This is a genomic window from Pradoshia sp., assembly GCF_051873915.1.
GTDB lineage: Bacteria > Bacillota > Bacilli > Bacillales > Pradoshiaceae > Pradoshia.
The window spans coordinates 15,770-32,498 of the sequence record NZ_JBJEFJ010000025.1 but is presented as its reverse complement, the minus strand read 5'-3'; the positions used below and the strand labels follow the sequence as shown (position 1 = coordinate 32,498).

At 43.2% G+C, this 16,729-nt stretch carries 20 protein-coding genes; 10 read left to right on the top strand and 10 right to left on the bottom strand.

From position 1 onward, the window contains the following. Window positions 1-33: 33 nt before the first annotated feature. A complete protein-coding gene (locus ACI35L_RS02490) occupies window positions 34-1,101 on the bottom strand; it encodes an NAD(P)/FAD-dependent oxidoreductase (protein ID WP_049669663.1) in 1,068 nt (355 codons plus the stop codon). A 341-nt stretch (window positions 1,102-1,442) separates the two neighbouring features. On the opposite strand from ACI35L_RS02490, the gene ACI35L_RS02485 reads away from it, so the two are divergent. Then, entirely contained in the window at window positions 1,443-1,679 is a 237-nt protein-coding gene (locus tag ACI35L_RS02485) for a YuzB family protein (protein ID WP_049669664.1), read from the top strand. Between the two features lie 48 nt (window positions 1,680-1,727). On the opposite strand, the gene ACI35L_RS02480 is transcribed toward ACI35L_RS02485, so the two are convergent. Further along, complete coding sequence (locus ACI35L_RS02480) at window positions 1,728-2,513, bottom strand: TraR/DksA C4-type zinc finger protein (RefSeq protein WP_049669665.1); 786 nt, start codon at window positions 2,511-2,513, stop codon at window positions 1,728-1,730. A 186-nt stretch (window positions 2,514-2,699) separates the two neighbouring features. Here ACI35L_RS02480 and ACI35L_RS02475 point away from each other — a divergent pair, with 186 nt between their 5' ends. Continuing rightward, the gene (locus ACI35L_RS02475) at window positions 2,700-3,065 is read left to right on the top strand and encodes a HesB/IscA family protein (RefSeq protein ID WP_439802163.1); all 366 of its coding nucleotides are present in this window, start codon (window positions 2,700-2,702) and stop codon (window positions 3,063-3,065) included. A gap of 266 nt (window positions 3,066-3,331) precedes the next feature. Here the strand turns inward: ACI35L_RS02475 and ACI35L_RS02470 are convergent, their stop codons facing one another. After that, on the bottom strand, window positions 3,332-4,330 hold the full coding sequence (locus ACI35L_RS02470) for an NAD(P)/FAD-dependent oxidoreductase (protein ID WP_439802162.1): 999 nt from the start codon (window positions 4,328-4,330) through the stop codon (window positions 3,332-3,334). A 304-nt stretch (window positions 4,331-4,634) separates the two neighbouring features. Between ACI35L_RS02470 and ACI35L_RS02465 the strand changes: the two genes are divergently transcribed. The 8 genes from ACI35L_RS02465 to ACI35L_RS02430 all read left to right on the top strand — a co-directional run bounded on the left by ACI35L_RS02465 (window position 4,635) and on the right by ACI35L_RS02430 (window position 10,356). Further along, a complete protein-coding gene (locus tag ACI35L_RS02465) occupies window positions 4,635-5,861 on the top strand; it encodes an NAD(P)/FAD-dependent oxidoreductase (RefSeq protein WP_439802161.1) in 1,227 nt (408 codons plus the stop codon). A gap of 83 nt (window positions 5,862-5,944) precedes the next feature. Next, window positions 5,945-6,427: an NUDIX hydrolase gene (locus tag ACI35L_RS02460; protein ID WP_049669669.1), complete on the top strand. Its 483-nt coding sequence runs from the start codon at window positions 5,945-5,947 to the stop codon at window positions 6,425-6,427. A 143-nt stretch (window positions 6,428-6,570) separates the two neighbouring features. Further along, on the top strand, window positions 6,571-6,693 hold the full coding sequence (locus tag ACI35L_RS02455; protein WP_197089896.1) for a YuiA family protein: 123 nt from the start codon (window positions 6,571-6,573) through the stop codon (window positions 6,691-6,693). Between the two features lie 91 nt (window positions 6,694-6,784). Continuing rightward, window positions 6,785-7,108 carry a YuiB family protein gene (locus ACI35L_RS02450; protein ID WP_439802160.1) on the top strand — a complete coding sequence of 108 codons (324 nt, stop codon included), beginning with the start codon at window positions 6,785-6,787 and terminating at the stop codon, window positions 7,106-7,108. A 122-nt stretch (window positions 7,109-7,230) separates the two neighbouring features. Beyond that, window positions 7,231-7,848 (top strand): 3D domain-containing protein, encoded by a 618-nt coding sequence (locus ACI35L_RS02445; RefSeq protein ID WP_049669671.1) that lies wholly within the window; start codon window positions 7,231-7,233, stop codon window positions 7,846-7,848. 131 nt (window positions 7,849-7,979) lie between these two features. After that, the gene (locus tag ACI35L_RS02440) at window positions 7,980-9,488 is read left to right on the top strand and encodes a leucyl aminopeptidase (RefSeq protein ID WP_049669672.1); all 1,509 of its coding nucleotides are present in this window, start codon (window positions 7,980-7,982) and stop codon (window positions 9,486-9,488) included. A gap of 158 nt (window positions 9,489-9,646) precedes the next feature. After that, a complete protein-coding gene (locus ACI35L_RS02435) occupies window positions 9,647-9,841 on the top strand; it encodes a hypothetical protein (RefSeq protein ID WP_049669673.1) in 195 nt (64 codons plus the stop codon). 125 nt (window positions 9,842-9,966) lie between these two features. Then, window positions 9,967-10,356 (top strand): hotdog fold thioesterase, encoded by a 390-nt coding sequence (locus ACI35L_RS02430; RefSeq protein ID WP_049669674.1) that lies wholly within the window; start codon window positions 9,967-9,969, stop codon window positions 10,354-10,356. A gap of 97 nt (window positions 10,357-10,453) precedes the next feature. Here ACI35L_RS02430 and mnhG read toward each other — a convergent pair whose 3' ends face one another. From mnhG to ACI35L_RS02395, 7 genes are read right to left on the bottom strand one after another with little or no spacing between them, the layout of a single operon-like run. After that, window positions 10,454-10,813, bottom strand: a complete 360-nt coding sequence (gene mnhG / locus ACI35L_RS02425) for a monovalent cation/H(+) antiporter subunit G (RefSeq protein WP_049669675.1) — start codon at window positions 10,811-10,813, stop codon at window positions 10,454-10,456. Continuing rightward, window positions 10,797-11,081 carry a Na(+)/H(+) antiporter subunit F1 gene (locus ACI35L_RS02420; RefSeq protein WP_049669676.1) on the bottom strand — a complete coding sequence of 95 codons (285 nt, stop codon included), beginning with the start codon at window positions 11,079-11,081 and terminating at the stop codon, window positions 10,797-10,799. The genes mnhG and ACI35L_RS02420 overlap by 17 nt, the downstream gene beginning before the upstream one ends. Beyond that, the gene (locus tag ACI35L_RS02415) at window positions 11,081-11,557 is read right to left on the bottom strand and encodes a Na+/H+ antiporter subunit E (RefSeq protein WP_049669677.1); all 477 of its coding nucleotides are present in this window, start codon (window positions 11,555-11,557) and stop codon (window positions 11,081-11,083) included. Before ACI35L_RS02415 ends, ACI35L_RS02420 begins: the two co-directional genes overlap by 1 nt. Before the next feature lie 7 nt (window positions 11,558-11,564). Further along, a complete protein-coding gene (locus tag ACI35L_RS02410) occupies window positions 11,565-13,052 on the bottom strand; it encodes a Na+/H+ antiporter subunit D (RefSeq protein ID WP_049669678.1) in 1,488 nt (495 codons plus the stop codon). Then, window positions 13,045-13,386: a Na(+)/H(+) antiporter subunit C gene (locus ACI35L_RS02405; RefSeq protein ID WP_049669679.1), complete on the bottom strand. Its 342-nt coding sequence runs from the start codon at window positions 13,384-13,386 to the stop codon at window positions 13,045-13,047. Before ACI35L_RS02405 ends, ACI35L_RS02410 begins: the two co-directional genes overlap by 8 nt. Beyond that, entirely contained in the window at window positions 13,386-13,808 is a 423-nt protein-coding gene (locus ACI35L_RS02400) for a Na(+)/H(+) antiporter subunit B (RefSeq protein WP_049669680.1), read from the bottom strand. Before ACI35L_RS02400 ends, ACI35L_RS02405 begins: the two co-directional genes overlap by 1 nt. Further along, on the bottom strand, window positions 13,805-16,210 hold the full coding sequence (locus tag ACI35L_RS02395) for a Na+/H+ antiporter subunit A (protein WP_049669681.1): 2,406 nt from the start codon (window positions 16,208-16,210) through the stop codon (window positions 13,805-13,807). The genes ACI35L_RS02400 and ACI35L_RS02395 overlap by 4 nt, the downstream gene beginning before the upstream one ends. Window positions 16,211-16,729 lie beyond the last annotated feature (519 nt).

Sequence of the window (16,729 nt, the reverse complement as noted above, 5' to 3'; positions counted from 1 at the left end):
AGGAAAGGCAGGTTGCAATAACCTGCCTTCTTCTCATCCATTATGATATTTGTACATCCACAGAACACCGGATTTTAACACTCTGGCCATCCTGCCAGTAATTGGGCGCTCCGCCATGAGCCCGAAGCCGTGCTTCTTTCCTAAGGACCCAAGAATACCCTTAAGCTTGATTGGCGGGAACGATTCTGGAAGCGGCTCATTGGCCCATTTCTTCAAGAGAACTTGATAGATTTGCTCGGCTTGGCCTTCAGCAAGCTGGGCGCTTGGCGCATGTCCGAGGGATGCGCAGTCACCGACCACAAATACGTCCGGGTATCCTGGAATGGTGTGCTGCGGCGTCAGGATGATTTTGTTTCCTTTATCCTTCTCGACCGGCATATTCCGAACTGGTTCAACAGGCTGGATTCCGGCAGTCCAGACGATGGCATCACAGTGGACAACCTCATCATGGTTATAAAGAATATTCGGTTCAATCCTTGTGATGTTGCTGTTATGGACCAAGGTGACATTATGTTCAACAAACCAGCTTTCGACATAGTTACTTAGCTTCGCCGGGAAGGTGGAGAGAATCTTGTCGTTCCGGTCATAAAGGCGGATATCCAAATCTGGCCGGCCTTCAATCAATTCGCTTGCCAGCTCGATACCGCTCAGTCCACCTCCAATAATCGCAACCACTTTTCCATGCCCTAAATTATTCAATGCCTGATAGGTGCTTCTTGATTTGTCAATCGATTGGATGCTGTACGTGTAATCAGCTGCTCCAGGGATATTATGATGATTATCCTCGCAGCCGAGACCGATGATTAATTCATCATAGGCAAGGGGTTCATCCTGTGTGAAGAGGATTCTCTTTTTTTCTAAATCGATTGAGCCGACTTCGCCGTATTTGTATGAAATGCGTTCATGCTTCGGGAATGAAACACGGATGGCATGGTCAGATATGGAGCCGGCGGCAAGGGCGTAGAATTCCGTTTTTAAGCAATGGTAAGGGACGCGGTCAACAAGTGTGACATGTATATCATCTGGAAATTGATTATCGGTCAATTTGTTGAGCAGTCTCATCCCACCATATCCACCACCGAGGATGACTAAGTTTTTCATGGCTATGACTCCTTTGCTGGGTTATACAGGTTCGTTTTCATGCTGCGATTATTGTCTTGTTTGTGGTTTTAGGTTCTTCCTTCTCTATCTTACCAAAATATTCAGACGAAACATCAACGAGAAGGTTAAGCGCTGTCAAAATAATATTTAGTTTTTTAAATTAATTAATAATATTCTAAAATTCCCTCCAAAAGTATATCGAATTACCGCGAAAATAACAACCAAAAGTGTCCAATTATTGAAAAGTATCTCAGTATCCAGTCAGTTGATCAGGTCTCAACTAATTGACTATTCATGCAAAAGAGAGTAGGATGTAGAGTTGAAATAAGGGGTGAGAGTTCATGAAGCCAATCATCGAGTTTTGTATAAGTAATCTTGCCAGCGGGGCACAGCCTGCGATGGAAATTCTCGACCGTGATCCGAACTTGGATGTCATTGAATATGGCTGTCTCAGTTATTGCGGCATTTGTTCAGCGAGCATGTATGCCCTGGTGAACGGTGATGTGGTGACCGGGGATACACCGGAAGAGCTAGTAGATAATATTTATCAGTATATTGAAGAAAATCCAATGTTTTAAGACATAAAATAAAGGGAGGCAGTGCTTGCTAAGCGCTGCCTCCCTTTCTTAATAAACATCGAAATCTTCTTCATCCTTATGAGCTTTTGCATATTCCTCTGTGTAAGGATCCTCTTCATACGGCTTCAAATCACCGAATGTCGTCATAATTCCTTCCTCATCAAGGATATCCTTCAGCTGTTCGAGCTCTGCTGTCGGATAGATTTGGACATTCTTTCCGTCCATATCATTTCCAGCAAAATTCTCGATATCCTCCACATAGCCGATATGCTCATCAGAATTTAAATACACTTGGTCATAGTGCTCCTTCGGGTCGTAATAATCTGAAGGGGAGTCAGAGGTTCCCCATTCTGATACGGCCTGCCAGGAATCCTCTTCATCGAATCCGATTGTTTCTGTTGGATGTTTTTTACTATAGAGAGGATGCAAAACCTCCTCTTCGACAGGACGGGTATGTGAGACGACCTGATCAGGGGTATGCTCGACACAATACTCGGTGAACGGAACCGCCTCAAGCCGTTCAAAGGGAATATCCTTGCCGCAGACTATGCATTTTCCATATTCCCCTTTCTCGATGGCTTTAAGGGCTTCTGTAATATTCTTATGTTCCTCTTCAAAGAGTTCATTCAGGGCAATATCCTTCTCGCGTTCATATAATTCTGTCCCAGTATCGGCGGGATGGTTATCATACACGGAGATCTCTCCGACATAATTATAAAAGTTCTCATCCTTATGCAAGCCAAAATGGTCATTTAAGGATATATGCTCTTCGACTTCCTTTTTCCGTTCCGTTAGTTTGTTCTTTAAGGCGGAAAGCTGTTCAGATGAAAGCAAATGCGGACACTCCTTTTTAGGTATTCTGTCTCTTTATTGTCCGTCATTCCCGAGCGCTTTATGTGTCTCCATATTATGGGTTTAGGCAGATGTGTCTTTCGGTTGAGAGTACCGAGGTTTATGTATATACTAAATCTAGAGGATTTTTGATTTCCTTCTATACTTTGACAAAAGGGGGAAGAATAAATGTCAGCAGAAGTGATTATCGTAACAGAAGCAGCAGCTATTCAAATAAATGAAATGATCAAGGAGAGCGGGGAAGAGCAGTCCTATTTGCGTGTCGCCGTACATGGCGGCGGATGCAGCGGTCTCTCCTATGGCATGAATTTCGAACAAGAGAAGAAGGAAGACGATATCGAAACGATTCAGCATGGCATTAGCTTTATCGTTGCCAAGAACGATGCGGCTATTCTGAATGGAACGCGAATTGACTATAAGCAATCGATGCTAGGCGGCGGATTCACAATTGATAATCCTAATGCGATTGCCTCATGTGGCTGCGGCTCCTCCTTCAGAACGAAGACAAACGCCGGTACACCGGAGGAATGCTAAAGATTTTCTTCATCAAGAAAAAGACAAAAGAAGACCTCTTCAGGCAGCTGTGCAATAGAAGCAGAGCAAATCTGAAGAGGTTTTTTTTCTTATTGTAGGTGCCGGCAGCTGTTTACCGGAGAATGTCTTTGATTCTAAGAGGTAGAGGGAAGCATTAATTGATCACTAGCAGCTTTCCTAACGAAAACAGACTATCATTTTGATCGATTGAATGAACGCAAAAAGAAACAGGCCATGAAATCAATTCATGACCTGTTTTATTCTAATCAATCCTTAAACATGCTAGTGCTGTGCAGCGGCTGCACGCGTGCTTTTGGATCCATATAGGCTTTTGCATTATTGATAGCCGTTGGAGCTTCGCCAAATCCGCTGGCAATCAGTTTAACTTTCCCATCATAGGTACAAATGTCACCTGCAGCATAGATGCCTGGTATATTTGTTTCCATTCGGCTATTTACAACGATGGAATTCTTCTCGATTTCAAGACCCCATTCCTTAATTGGTCCCAAGGAAGAGACAAATCCATAAGTGACAAGTACATCGTCGACATCAATAATTTCTTTATTCTCGCCATTGGCTTCCTGCAGGATGATTTGTCTAATTGCTTCCTCATCACCAACCATGTCGCAAGGTATGTACGGCGTTTTAATGGTCACATTGGATTTCTTGAGATTTTCAACGCTGTGCTCGTGTGCGCGGAATTTATCACGTCTGTGTACAAGGGTTACTTCTTTTGCGATTGGCTCAAGCATTAATGCCCAGTCAACGGCTGAATCTCCGCCGCCGCAGACAATTACTTTCTTGCCGGCGAATTTATTTAAATCATCAACGAAATAATGGAGGTTTTTGCCTTCATATTGTGATGCCTGTTCAAGCTCAAGACGGCGAGGTTGGAAAGCACCATTTCCTGCTGTGATGATAATTGTTTTGGAATAATGGATTTCTTTATCGGTTGTCAGCTTAAAGACCCCGTCAGCTTGTTTTTCCACTTTTTCGACTGCTTGCTCTAAGCAAATGGTCGGATCAAACTTAGCGGTTTGTTCTTTCAAATTATCCACTAAGTCCTGTGCGAGAACTTTAGGGAATCCTGCAACATCATAAATATATTTTTCAGGATAAAGGGCTGACAGCTGACCGCCTAGCTGCGGCAGGCTCTCAATAATTTTCACGGATGCTTGGCGCATTCCGCCGTAGAAAGCCGTGAATAACCCAACAGGTCCCCCTCCTATTATGGTCACATCATAGATATTTTGATCTTCTTTCACATGAAAACCTCCCATTGATTAAGAATGAATCTTTACTAATAGTAACACAAATGGAACATTCTACGCTTCTTTAAAGGAAGCAAGTACCTATATGACTATGATAAAATTTAATATTAATAAAATTCAGACAATAAATCAATAGGCTGAAATAGTAAGTCATCAGACATGTTGCTTGAAAAATAAGCCAAAAGGGAATATAGTAAGTTTATAGAAAAATGTTAAGGTTTTGTGACATTCATGTAAATGTTAGTGAACAATATCACAATGCCTTAATTAGTGATATATCATAAATGAAAACGAAAAGGTGGAAGTGATTGAATTGAAAAAGCCTCAAATCGTCATTTTAGGTGCTGGATACGGCGGGCTTGTAACAGCGGTTCGTCTACAAAAGAAATTAAATGTGAATGAAGCGGAGATTACACTCATCAACAAGCATAATTATCATTATGAAACAACTTGGCTGCATGAAGCATCCGCAGGAACTCTTCATCATGATCGAGTACGCTATGAGATTCCTAGTGTAATAGATAAGAGTAAAGTGAAGCTTGTTGAGGATACAGTGGTTGAAGTGAACAAGGAAGCCAAAACCGTTGTTTGCGAGAACAACAAGGAAATTCCATATGACTATCTTGTCATCGCCCTTGGTGCCGAATCCGAGACATTTGGCATTGAAGGATTGAAAGAGTATGCATTCAGCATCTCAAGTGTGAATAAAGCGCGTCACATTCGCGATCATATTGAACATCAATTTGCTTTATATGCTCAAGATAAGAAAGAAGAGCGTTTGACAATCGTCGTGGGCGGAGCCGGCTTTACAGGCATTGAATTCATTGGTGAATTGGCAAACCGTGTGCCTGGTCTTTGCAAGGAATATGATATTGACCAGAAAAAAGTTCGTATTATCTGTGTAGAAGCGGCGCCGTCTGCTCTTCCAGGATTTGACCCGGAACTTGTTTCTTATGCGGTCGCAAGACTTGAGAAGAAGGGTGTCGAATTCATGATTGGCACACCAATCAAGGGCTGTACAGAAGAAGGCATCATTGTCGGCAAAGGCGAGGAAGAAACAGAAATGATTCCGGCAGGTACTGTCGTATGGGCTGCAGGGGTAAGAGGAAGCAGTATCATTGATAAATCCGGATTCGAAAACATGCGCGGCCGTGTCAAAGTTGAGCCTACATTGCTAGCTCCAGGACATGAGGATGTATTTGTGATCGGAGATTGCTCATTGGTCATCAATGAAGAAATCAACCGTCCATATCCTCCAACTGCCCAAATTTCTATGCAGCAAGCGGAGGTTTGTGCGAAGAATATCGTTGCCCTTGTTCGCGGCGGCCAATTGGAGGACTTCGAATATAAACCAAAAGGGACTGTATGCTCCCTTGGAGATGACGATGCAATTGGTGTTGTATTCGGTAAGAAGCTCAAAGGCACAAGCGCATCCATTATGAAGAAAGTCATTGATAACCGTGCGCTCTTCATGGCTGGCGGCCTATCCTTGATGCTGAAAAAAGGGAAATTTAAATTCTTGTAATGAAAAGAACAGAAACTGTCCTTCTATGTGGAGGACAGTTTTTTTTATATAATGGAGACAAAACAAGAAATAAGGGAGGAACTATGGGAGAGAGAAGCAAGCATGTATGGCTTGGTGTATGCGGGGTTGTAATTGCGGAAGATGGGAAATGGCTTGTCGTGAAGAAGACATATGGCGGGCTGAAGGGGAAATGGTCATTGCCAGCTGGATTTGTTCAGCCCGGAGAGACTGCTGATGAAGCGGTTGTCCGTGAAGTGAAGGAGGAAACGGGCATTGATACGGAAGTAATTGGCCTATTTGGACTGCGCACTGGGGTAATCAAGGATCAAATTAGCGATAATATGCTGATGTTTTTGTTGAAGCCGACCTCTCATTCTATAAATGTCCAGCTTTCAGAGCTGTCAGAGGCTGTCTTTATGGATGAGATGGAGATCAAGAGAGATCCTGACAGTTCCGTTCTTCTTACGGAATTAAATGAGAAACATACATCTTTACATAAGAAACCGCTGCAAGGGAAGAATCCCGGGGACATCTTTCAATATACATCCTATAAATTGTTCATTTAGTGAGAAATCCGAAGCATTTAAATGTAAGAGTATGATGTATGCGTTTACATGGGACAGAATGGGGGATTGGAAACCTTTTCAATTCCCTCTTTACCTGTTATATTATCAGAAAATTCAAATATTTTAACAGGGGGTTTTAACCGATGAAAAAAGCCAATCATCCATGCCCGTATTGTGCAGGTGCCGGTTATTTTCAATTGTTGCTGGGCGGATCAGAGACATGCTCCTGCTGCAGCGGGAGCGGTAAAATGTCGGAACGGAAATAATGAAAGATATTCATTTGGAATGATATCCTAATTGACGAAAATTCTTCCTTCTTATACACTTACTCATGTATGAGATAAGAGAGGGGAATGAATGGGGATGTCGATTCCGTTAATGGTGATTTCGATTGTGCTTTTCTTTATTTTGTTTTTTGGATTGGGGTTTATCCTCAATATGCTCTTTAGAAAAACGTGGATTATGGCAGTGGTTTATCCAATCATTGCTTTATATATTACCGGGGACTTGAGAGTAAGCGAATATGTCACAAACTTCTCATCGAGCATGAGTTTTCTCTGGGAGAGAGTGCAAAGTCTTGCTGTAGCTGATGCTGTCATTCTGCTTAGCGGTTTTGCCGGTTCAATTGTGTCAGGATGGGTCATTCGAATACTGAGAGTTAGAGGGTATAGGATGTTTTAAGGAAGTCATTCGTGCGATTGCCTCGCATTAATGGCTTTTTTTTCATTATTGATTGATTTCGAAGAAGGGATAGGAATAGTTAACTTGGGAAGACTGGTTTATGTGAGAGGAGTGTATCGAACATGAATCTATTTCTATCCCTATGCAAGAAAGCGGGGATATGTCTTTTGTTCATCAGCGCGGTATGGGTGACCTGGTCACATTTCACTGGTCTGCCTATTCGTGATTATATAAACCAGTCCTTCCTGACAAATCTATTCGGATACATGGAACCGGTTCATATTGATCGCGTCTCTGCCGCGACCTTGGAGGAATCAAAGGACTGGAGCCAGTACCGTTCCTATGAAGTGATTGCAACAGGCTATACGGCAGGCTATGAATCAACTGGGAAAAAACCCGGTCATCCGGGTTATGGAATCACGTATTCCGGTGTAAAAGTTAAACGGGATCTTTACTCAACCATTGCTGCTGATACGACGGTCTTTCCAATTGGAACAATTCTTTTTATCCCGCATTATGGATATGGAGTTGTAGCAGATACTGGTTCAGCCATTAAAGGAAATAAGATTGACCTTTATTATGATACGGTGCAGGATGTCTATCAGGAATGGGGCAAAAAGAAGCTGGAGGTTTATGTTATCAGTATGGGCAAGGGCAATCTAACGGAAGCAGAGCTGACCGCCTTAAATGATACGGAAAGCTTGCAAGTGTTCAGAAACCAAATCAACAGGAAAAAATAAATTTATTCTCTATGCAAGTGAACCTTTACCAAAAGGTTCACTTGCTTATTTTTTTGAGTTTTTTAGGGGAGGAGTTCTATATCAACATTTTTTGAAACTTAGCCTATAATATAGGAAGAGGAGGAATGCAAATGTTTATCGTCAAAAATGAAGATCCATCTGTAGTCTCGATTCCTGTACTGGTGACAGGAGTGTTTGGCCATCCTGTCACATTGTCTGCGAACCTCTCTGACGGAGATAAGCTCTTGAATGGCAAGCTGCAAGAACTAGCCAAATCAGGTGATGTTTCCGCGAAGAAGAAGCAGATTTCCTATTTACATACATTAGGCTTGATGAAGCCCGAGCGTCTTGTGTTTGTCGGCCTAGGCAAACAGAAGGAGCTTTCATTTGAAAGCCTGAAGGAGGCATTCGGCGCCCTTTTCCAAGACATGGAGAAGAGAGGCTGGACCCGCATTGCGGTGGACCTAGAGTCTTTTGTCACTGAAACCATTACGCCGGAGGAAGCCGCATTTGCCTTAAGTGAGGCATTTGCTTTATCAACCTATCAATTTGAAGGCTATAAGAAGAAGAAGAATGAACAGCCTCGTCAAATTGAGGAAATCACCGTATACACTGAGCATGATCATGCGGTGATTGAATCTGCCCTCTTTGTCGGCCATACGTATGGGAAGGGGACAAACTCTGCCCGCAATCTGGTTAATTTGCCAGGCAATATGCTAACAGCGACTGATATGGCTAATTACGCTCAGGGACTTGCTGAGAAATATCATTTTGAATGTGAAATCCTAGAGAAGAGCGAAATGGAAGAGCTCGGAATGGGTGCCTTGCTGGCGGTCAACCAAGGGTCTGAGGAACCGCCGAAGATGATTGTCCTTAAATACCAAGGAAAAGATGAGTGGACAGATGTAATAGGCCTTGTCGGCAAGGGAATTACCTTTGATACGGGCGGCTACTCCATCAAAACGAAGGCCGGTATTGTCGGCATGAAGACAGATATGGGCGGAGCAGCAGCCGTGCTGGGCGCAATGGAAATCATCGGTGAATTAAAGCCTGAGCAGAATGTCGTTGCTGTCATTCCATCAACTGATAATATGATCTCCGGCAATGCCTTTAAGCCGGATGATGTGATTGTCTCCATGAGCGGCAAAACCATTGAGGTATTGAATACAGATGCGGAAGGAAGACTCGTCTTGGCTGACGCAGTGACCTATGCGAAGCATCATGGTGCGAATTATCTTGTCGATGTAGCTACTTTGACAGGCGGTGTCATTACAGCGCTCGGCGTGGAAATGACTGGGGCCATGACGAATGATGAACACTGGTTTGAGGAAGTCCTTTTAGCATCCGAAGAAGCGGGTGAACCAATGTGGAGACTTCCAATCACAGAGAAGGACAAGGCGCGTGTCCGCGGCAGCCAAATTGCCGACCTTAATAACTCTCCAGGCTCTGAGGGACATGCCATTATGGGTGGAGCGTTCGTTGGAGAGTTTGCGGAAGAAACCCCATGGGTGCATCTAGATATTGCCGGCACCTCTACAAGAAATCGTTCCTATGAGCTTGGACCAGCAGGAGCGACTGGCGTGATGGCAAGAACGCTTGCGACACTTGTTGAGCGCTTCGGCCTTGAGGAAACGGATTAATCGTATGTTGATTGGGAGGAGGGCTCCGCTAAGAGCGGTGCCTTCTTTCCTTTGGACCGTAAAACTTACCGCCCGAAATGGTTATACGCCCTTACAAGCTCATGCGTTTATGCATACATAATAGTGTAGGCATTAAACATACAGGAGGTATTCTTAAGATGAATCCAGACATGATGATGATGAGCAGACAATGGGGAAGACCGTGGGGGAGACCATGGGGCAGACCATGGGGAGGCCCTTATTTCGGAGGTCCATTTGGGGGCTTTGGTGCGGGATTGGCAGGTGGATTGCTAGGAGGAGCACTGGCTGCGCCACTCTTCTACGGTCCATTCGCCGGCGGTTTCTTCTGGTAGAATAAATAAAAGCCAGCAGTGTCCCTGCTGGTTTTTTCAATTCATACATATGGATGGCAGGAACAAAGTGAATACATGAAGAAATAGTAGAATAGCAAGGATTATGGATAGAAGGGTATGGTTGCATGAAGGATTATGAAAATACATTAATGGGCACTCTCGGAATTGACATTATTGAGGCAGGAGAAGGGAAAGTGGTTGCGACGATGCCGGTGGACGAGCGGACTCATCAGCCAATGGGCCTGCTCCACGGCGGCGCATCAGTGGCCTTAGCTGAAACTGTTGCAAGCATGGGAGGATTCTTACTCGTTGATCCTGATCATGAGGCAGTAGTCGGACTCGAAATAAACGCCAATCATATTAAGAGCAAGCGTGAAGGAATCGTCACTGCCACGGGCACGATTCAGCACAAAGGAAGAAAAACGCAAATTTGGGAAATACGCATCACGGATGAAGAGGATGAATTAATCTGCATCAGCCGCTGTACGCTTGCTGTGATACAGGTAAAGAAATGAGAGTGAAATTGCATTTCTTTATCCTGGAAGAATATCAATGAAAAAATAGCATTTCTTCATACAAAGAAAAGAACCGGGGCAATCCCAGGTTCTTTTCTTATTTCTTATTCTCAGATACTTGTCTAGTTTTTTTATAATCATCACGAACGGTCATCTTGGAAAGCTTGACGCCAGTGTTATACGCTGCCCGGCTAATTAAGTGTCCGGCAACAGGGGCTGTCATGAAAATAAAGATAACAGCTAAGAGAATTCGGGAGTTAAAATGTCCTTTAACCACCCAGAAGTACAGAAAAGTTCCAATCAAGACAAAGGAAACAGCCAATGTGGAAGTCTTGGAAGCAGCATGGCTTCTTGTGTACACATCAGGCAAGCGCAAAATCCCTAAAGCGGAAATAACCGCAAGCAAGGAACCGATTACGACGATGCCGATAAACAAATAACTATAGATCTCGTTCATTTTCGATGATTTCTCCCTTCTCCAGGAATTTAGAAAAAGCGACCGTTCCAGTGAAGGAGAGAATACCAATCAGTAAGATAACCTCAAGGAACATGGATGTGTCCAGAAGAATGGACAGGACAGCAATCATACAGATTAAATTGGTTCCGATGGCATCAAGTGCGATGACACGGTCAGGAATGCTTGGTCCTTTAATCACCCGGTAGACGAGCATGCCCATCGAGATGGTAATGCATAATAATGCTAATTGCAGCATGAAATTTAGCATTATTCACTCACCTCCTTGATGACTCGTTCGAAGGAGTTACGAATTCCATCCGTCATTTCATCGATTTCCCCGACATTCAGTGCATGAATGTATAGGGTCTTATTATCTGGTGAAATATCCATGACCAATGTTCCTGGTGTTAAGGTAATCATGTTCGCCAGAAGGGTGATTTGCCAATCCTTCTTTAAACTTGTTTCATAGGTGAAGATTCCAGGTGTCAATTCGAGCTTAGGACGAAGAATGGTCTTAAAGACATCAAAGTTCGCAATGAACAGCTCTTTAATAAAAATCAATAGGAGCTGTATAACAGCGACAACCTTCCGCAAGTAAAAGGGGGTATCAAAGAATCTCCTGAACAAGTAAAGAATGATGGCCCCTAATAAGTATCCGATAATAAAGGATGAACCCGTCGCAGACGTGGTAAGGAACATCCAGGTTAATGCTAGAATCATGTTTAATATAATTTGATAGGACATATCGTCATCACTCCTTAAGCACGGCTTGAATATAGTCTGAAGGGTTCGTTAACACTTGAACAGCATCTGAAACATATGTGTAGACAGCCTCAGAACCAATGCCATATGCAATGGAGACAGCAATCAGAATGCTGATTGGCAGCAATAAGAAGCGAGTGTCCTTTTTCTGTTCCGGGGCGAGCTCATATTCTTTTTTCTCTCCCCAAAAGGCATAGATGAAGATTCTCATGACGGAGTATAGGACAATTAAGCTTGAGAAGAGAACGATAAGTCCTCCTGCATAATGACCAGCTTTAAAGGCTCCTTGAATGATCATCAGTTTCCCGGCAAAGCCGCTGAAAGGCGGAACACCGGCTAGAGAGATGGCTGCAATGAAGAATAGCCAGCCAAGGAATGGATATTGATGCATAAGACCGCCCATTCGTTTCATATTGCTTGTTCCCGTTTTGGCAATCATCATGCCAATGAGCAGGAAGAGGGCTGATTTGATCAGCATGTCATGTAAGGTGTACATCACTGAACCAGCGAGGGATTCTGTATTCATAATAGAGATACCGAAAAGGATAACCCCAATTGCAACGACAATATTGTAGATAATGATTTTCTTAACATCCATATAAGCCAAGACACCGATGCAGCCGAAGATAATGGTCAAAATGGCCAAGTACAGCATGATGGAATGGGTGTATTCAGGATGATGGTAGAAAAGAGTCGTGAATGTACGAAGAATGGAGTAAATCCCGACCTTCGTCAATAAGGCACCGAATAATGCCAGTATTGGAATAGGCGGTGCATAGTAGGAGCCCGGCATCCATACATAAAGCGGGAAGATGGCCCCTTTTAAGCCGAATACGACCAAGAATAGGATAGCGATGACCGTAATAATTGCTGGCTGGTCAATCTCTGCAATTCTTTGTGATATATCTGCAATATTCAATGTGCCGACAACAGAATATAGTAAGGCGACCGCAACAACGAACAAGGCAGATGCAATAACATTTACGAGCAAATATTTAATGGTTTCCCTTAATTGAATCTTCGTTCCGCCTATAACAAGGAGCACATAAGAAGACATCAGCATAACTTCGAAGAAAACGAATAAGTTGAAGATATCTCCTGTTAAGAAGGCTCCATTAACTCCGACAATCAGGAATTGAACGAGAGGGTAGTAGAAAAATCTCTCCCGCCCTTCATCGATGTGTTTAAACGAATATATTAAAACGGAAAAGACAATGATCGATGTAACGAGTACGAGCAAGGAAGACAGCATATCAGCGACAATGCTGATGCCGAATGGTGCATCCCAGCTGCTTGCTTGCATTACTTGTATTCCGTTTGTTTTTACTTCAATGACAAGGGAGATGGCAATCACGATAGAAATGATGGCCGATACCAGGGAGACAACCCTTTGTGCATTGACCTTGCGTGCGAGGAAAATCAAGAAGATTCCCGTCAGCAAGGGAAGCAATATTGGTAATATGACAAAATTATTCATAAGACTTATTTCCTCTCAACTGATCCATATTATCGGTTCCAAGCTCCTGGTACGAACGATAGGCCAATACAAGGAAGAAGGAAGTGACCCCGAAGCTGATAACAATAGCTGTAAGGATCAATGCCTGTGGAAGCGGGTCGACATATGACTTGGCATTCTCACTTAAGATTGGGACAGCACCTTGCTTTAATCCGCCCATGGTTAAGATAAGCAAATGTGCGGCATGACTTAAAATCCCAGTTCCGACAATGATGCGCAATAAGCTTTTCGATAACACCAAGTAAGTAGCAATGGTGAAAAGAATTCCGACAACGATAGACATTAAAATTTCCATTATTCACTCTCCCCAATTGTCTGGATAATGGTCATTGTTACGCCGATTACAACTAAGTAAACCCCTGTATCAAACAGGACAGCTGTGTGAAGGGATGTGTGGCCAAACAGCGGCAAATCGAAATAGTGATAGGCGTGTGTCAGGAATGGAGCATCAAAGAATAATGCCCCTGTTCCTGTACCGACGGCAAATACAAGTCCCACTGCCACAAGCAATAAATAGTTTACAGGCAGAATGGCTTTAACGGTTTTTAAATCAAAGGCCAAGAGCAGCAAAATGATGGCCGATGATGTCATCAATCCCCCGATAAACCCTCCGCCAGGAGTATAGTGACCGGCAAAGAAGATATGAATCGAGAATAGGACAATCACAAATGTGGCTACCTTTGTGACGGTTTGCAGGATTAAATCATTCGTCTTCATTCTGTCCCTCCTCTTCTTTCAAGACGAAGCTTGATCATCGTATAGATACCAATGGCTGCAATCGCCAATACGGTAATCTCAAACATCGTATCCAAGCCGCGGAAATCGACGAGGATGACGTTGACCATGTTTTCCCCGCCTGCTTCTGTATACGTAACTTTCTTATAATACTCAGAGATGGATTCAAATAATTTTGTACTATGTGAAGTAAGTGCCAGAAGAGTCATCGTCAGACCGACACCAAGAGCAATTACCATATTGGTTACCTTGAATCTCATTCTTTTCTCTTTTGGTTTATATTTCGGCAAATGATAGAAGCAGAGCAAGAATAATGAAGTGGATACTGTTTCGATGACAAATTGCGTTAACGCAAGGTCTGGTGCTCTGAATAACACAAAGAGCAAGGAAACGGTATAGCCAACTGTACCAAGCAAGATGATTGATGTAAGTCTTGACTTGGCAAACAGAATCATGATGGATGCTGTTACAAGAATGAAAGCGAGAATTACCTCATAGACCCCGATTGGTGTAACGGAGGTCGTATTAATAGTGAAAGCATCAAGTCTCCACATCATGTAAAGCAGGATGATAAAGGTAAATCCAAAGATATAGACTAAATAATCATGGATATTGCCATTCATGTACCCTCGTGTTAATCGGTTGGAGCCGAAGTCAGCCCAAGATAAGCCTTTATTATAGGCAGAGTTTAAGGTGTAGCGTTTTGGCATCCATTTGTAAATGCCTGTCCAGGCAGGATAGGTTTTATAAAGAATGATACCAAGGGCTATAACACCGATGGTCATCCATAGCTCACCGCTTAAGCCGTGCCACATGGAAATATGCACATGGTACGGGTCCGCTGCATAGAGGACTGGCTGAATCGCCGCTACAGCAGGTTCAATGATGGTTTCAGCAAGCATATTCGGGAAAAGTCCCCAAATAATGACCAATGATACTAAAACAATCGGCGAGATAAGCATACCAATCGGTGCCTCATGAGGCTTCTTCGGCAGCTGGTCAAGCTTCGCTTTACCAGTAAAGGTCTTAAAGAACAAAATCATACAGTATACGAATGTAAAGACACTTGCAACCCAGGCAATAACCGGGAAGAGAATTCCCCATGTTTCTAATGAAAGGAAATCAGCATTCGCAATCGTCAGGGTGCTTTTGAAGAACATTTCCTTACTCAGGAATCCATTGAACGGCGGCAGGCCAGCCATAGAGAATGACCCAATCGCGGCAATGGTAAACGTAATTGGCATGAATGTCATCAGACCGCCAAGCTTACGAATGTCTCTTGTCCCTGTTTCATGGTCAATGATTCCGACAACCATGAAGAGCGATCCCTTGAAGGTCGCATGGTTAATTAAATGGAAGATGGCAGCTGCTGTTGCGGCCATGTATACATTGGAGCCATTCCCAGTGTAATGGAGTGCCGCAGCACCCATCCCCAGCATGGACATAATCATCCCGAGCTGGCTGACAGTGGAGAAGGCGAGAATTCCTTTCAGGTCATGCTGTCGGATAGCATTGAAGGAGCCCCAAAATAAGGTGATAATACCAATGAGCCCAACAATCCAAACCCATTCAGCAGACAGGGCAAAGATTGGGCTTAATCGAGCAACCAAATAAATGCCGGCTTTGACCATTGTAGCCGAGTGTAGATAAGCACTTACAGGTGTCGGCGCTTCCATGGCATCTGGTAACCAAATATGGAATGGGAATTGGGCAGATTTTGTAAATGCACCAAGAAGGACTAGAACCATGGAGAAATAAAACAGCGGATGTTGGATTAACTCCGGAGCCATTGAAATCAACTCACGTATACTGAAGGTATCTCCCATCACATATAAAGCGATGAAACCTCCAAGCATGGACAGACCGCCTAAGAAGGTGATCAATAACGATTTCTGTGCTCCATACCTTGATGCTTTTCGGTCATTCCAGTAGCCGATCAGCAAGAAGGAGGAAAGGCTCGTGAACTCCCAGAAGGTATAAAGAACAATCAAGTTGTCAGATAGGACAACCCCAAGCATTGCACCCATGAACAGGAGCAAAAACACATAGAAATTAACAAGATTCTCTTTCTCTTTATTCATATAGAAGACGGAATAAAGAATGACCAGGGCACCAATCCCTGTGATGAGCATAGCAAAGAGCAGGCCCAATCCATCGACATACGCATCAAAGGATATATCAAGCGATGGAATCCAGGATACGCTCTCCATGATGGTTGCGTGCTCCTTGATTGTCGGCAGCAATGTGCAAAGATAGGTGAAAATGATAACCGGAATTATCAGCACAAACCAGCCTGTATGTATTTTTCGAGTAATCTTGCCTGTAAGCGGAATACAAAATGCCGCTATAAAGGGCAGTAATATACTCCAATGAAGCATAGACATAGGATACCTCCCAATCAAGTATTTTTATATAACTCTGTTAAACATCCTTACTGCACCTATTATGCAAAGGACTGCAAAGTTCCAACATAAGGTGAAACTTCAATCAGCGGTGTGTCTTTATCCACTGATTGTACGTTAAACCAATCGGGCGCCTGTAGGCAATCTCCCGCACCGCTTCTCAGATTTTGATGGAGAGCGGAATGGCCGGTTAATGAAAAAATACATCAAAATGTACTTTTAGCTAATCTTAGCATAGCAAATTATACCGTAAAATTATATTATCCTGTACTTGAAAAGACTGCCATACCTCGTTTGTAAAGTGGTTAATATATGTAGGGAAAATGAAAAAATATTTTCCTGAGGTTCGAAAACACCCATACATTTAAGCGGATTTTACACGACAATTTGTCATCCACCATCTCAATTCAGGAGAAAATGATTAGTGTGATTATTATTAGTCTTTCTCCTTATTTTTATGTTTTCAACTCTTCGTGGAAAAGAGCATCCTCCCGGCAGCAT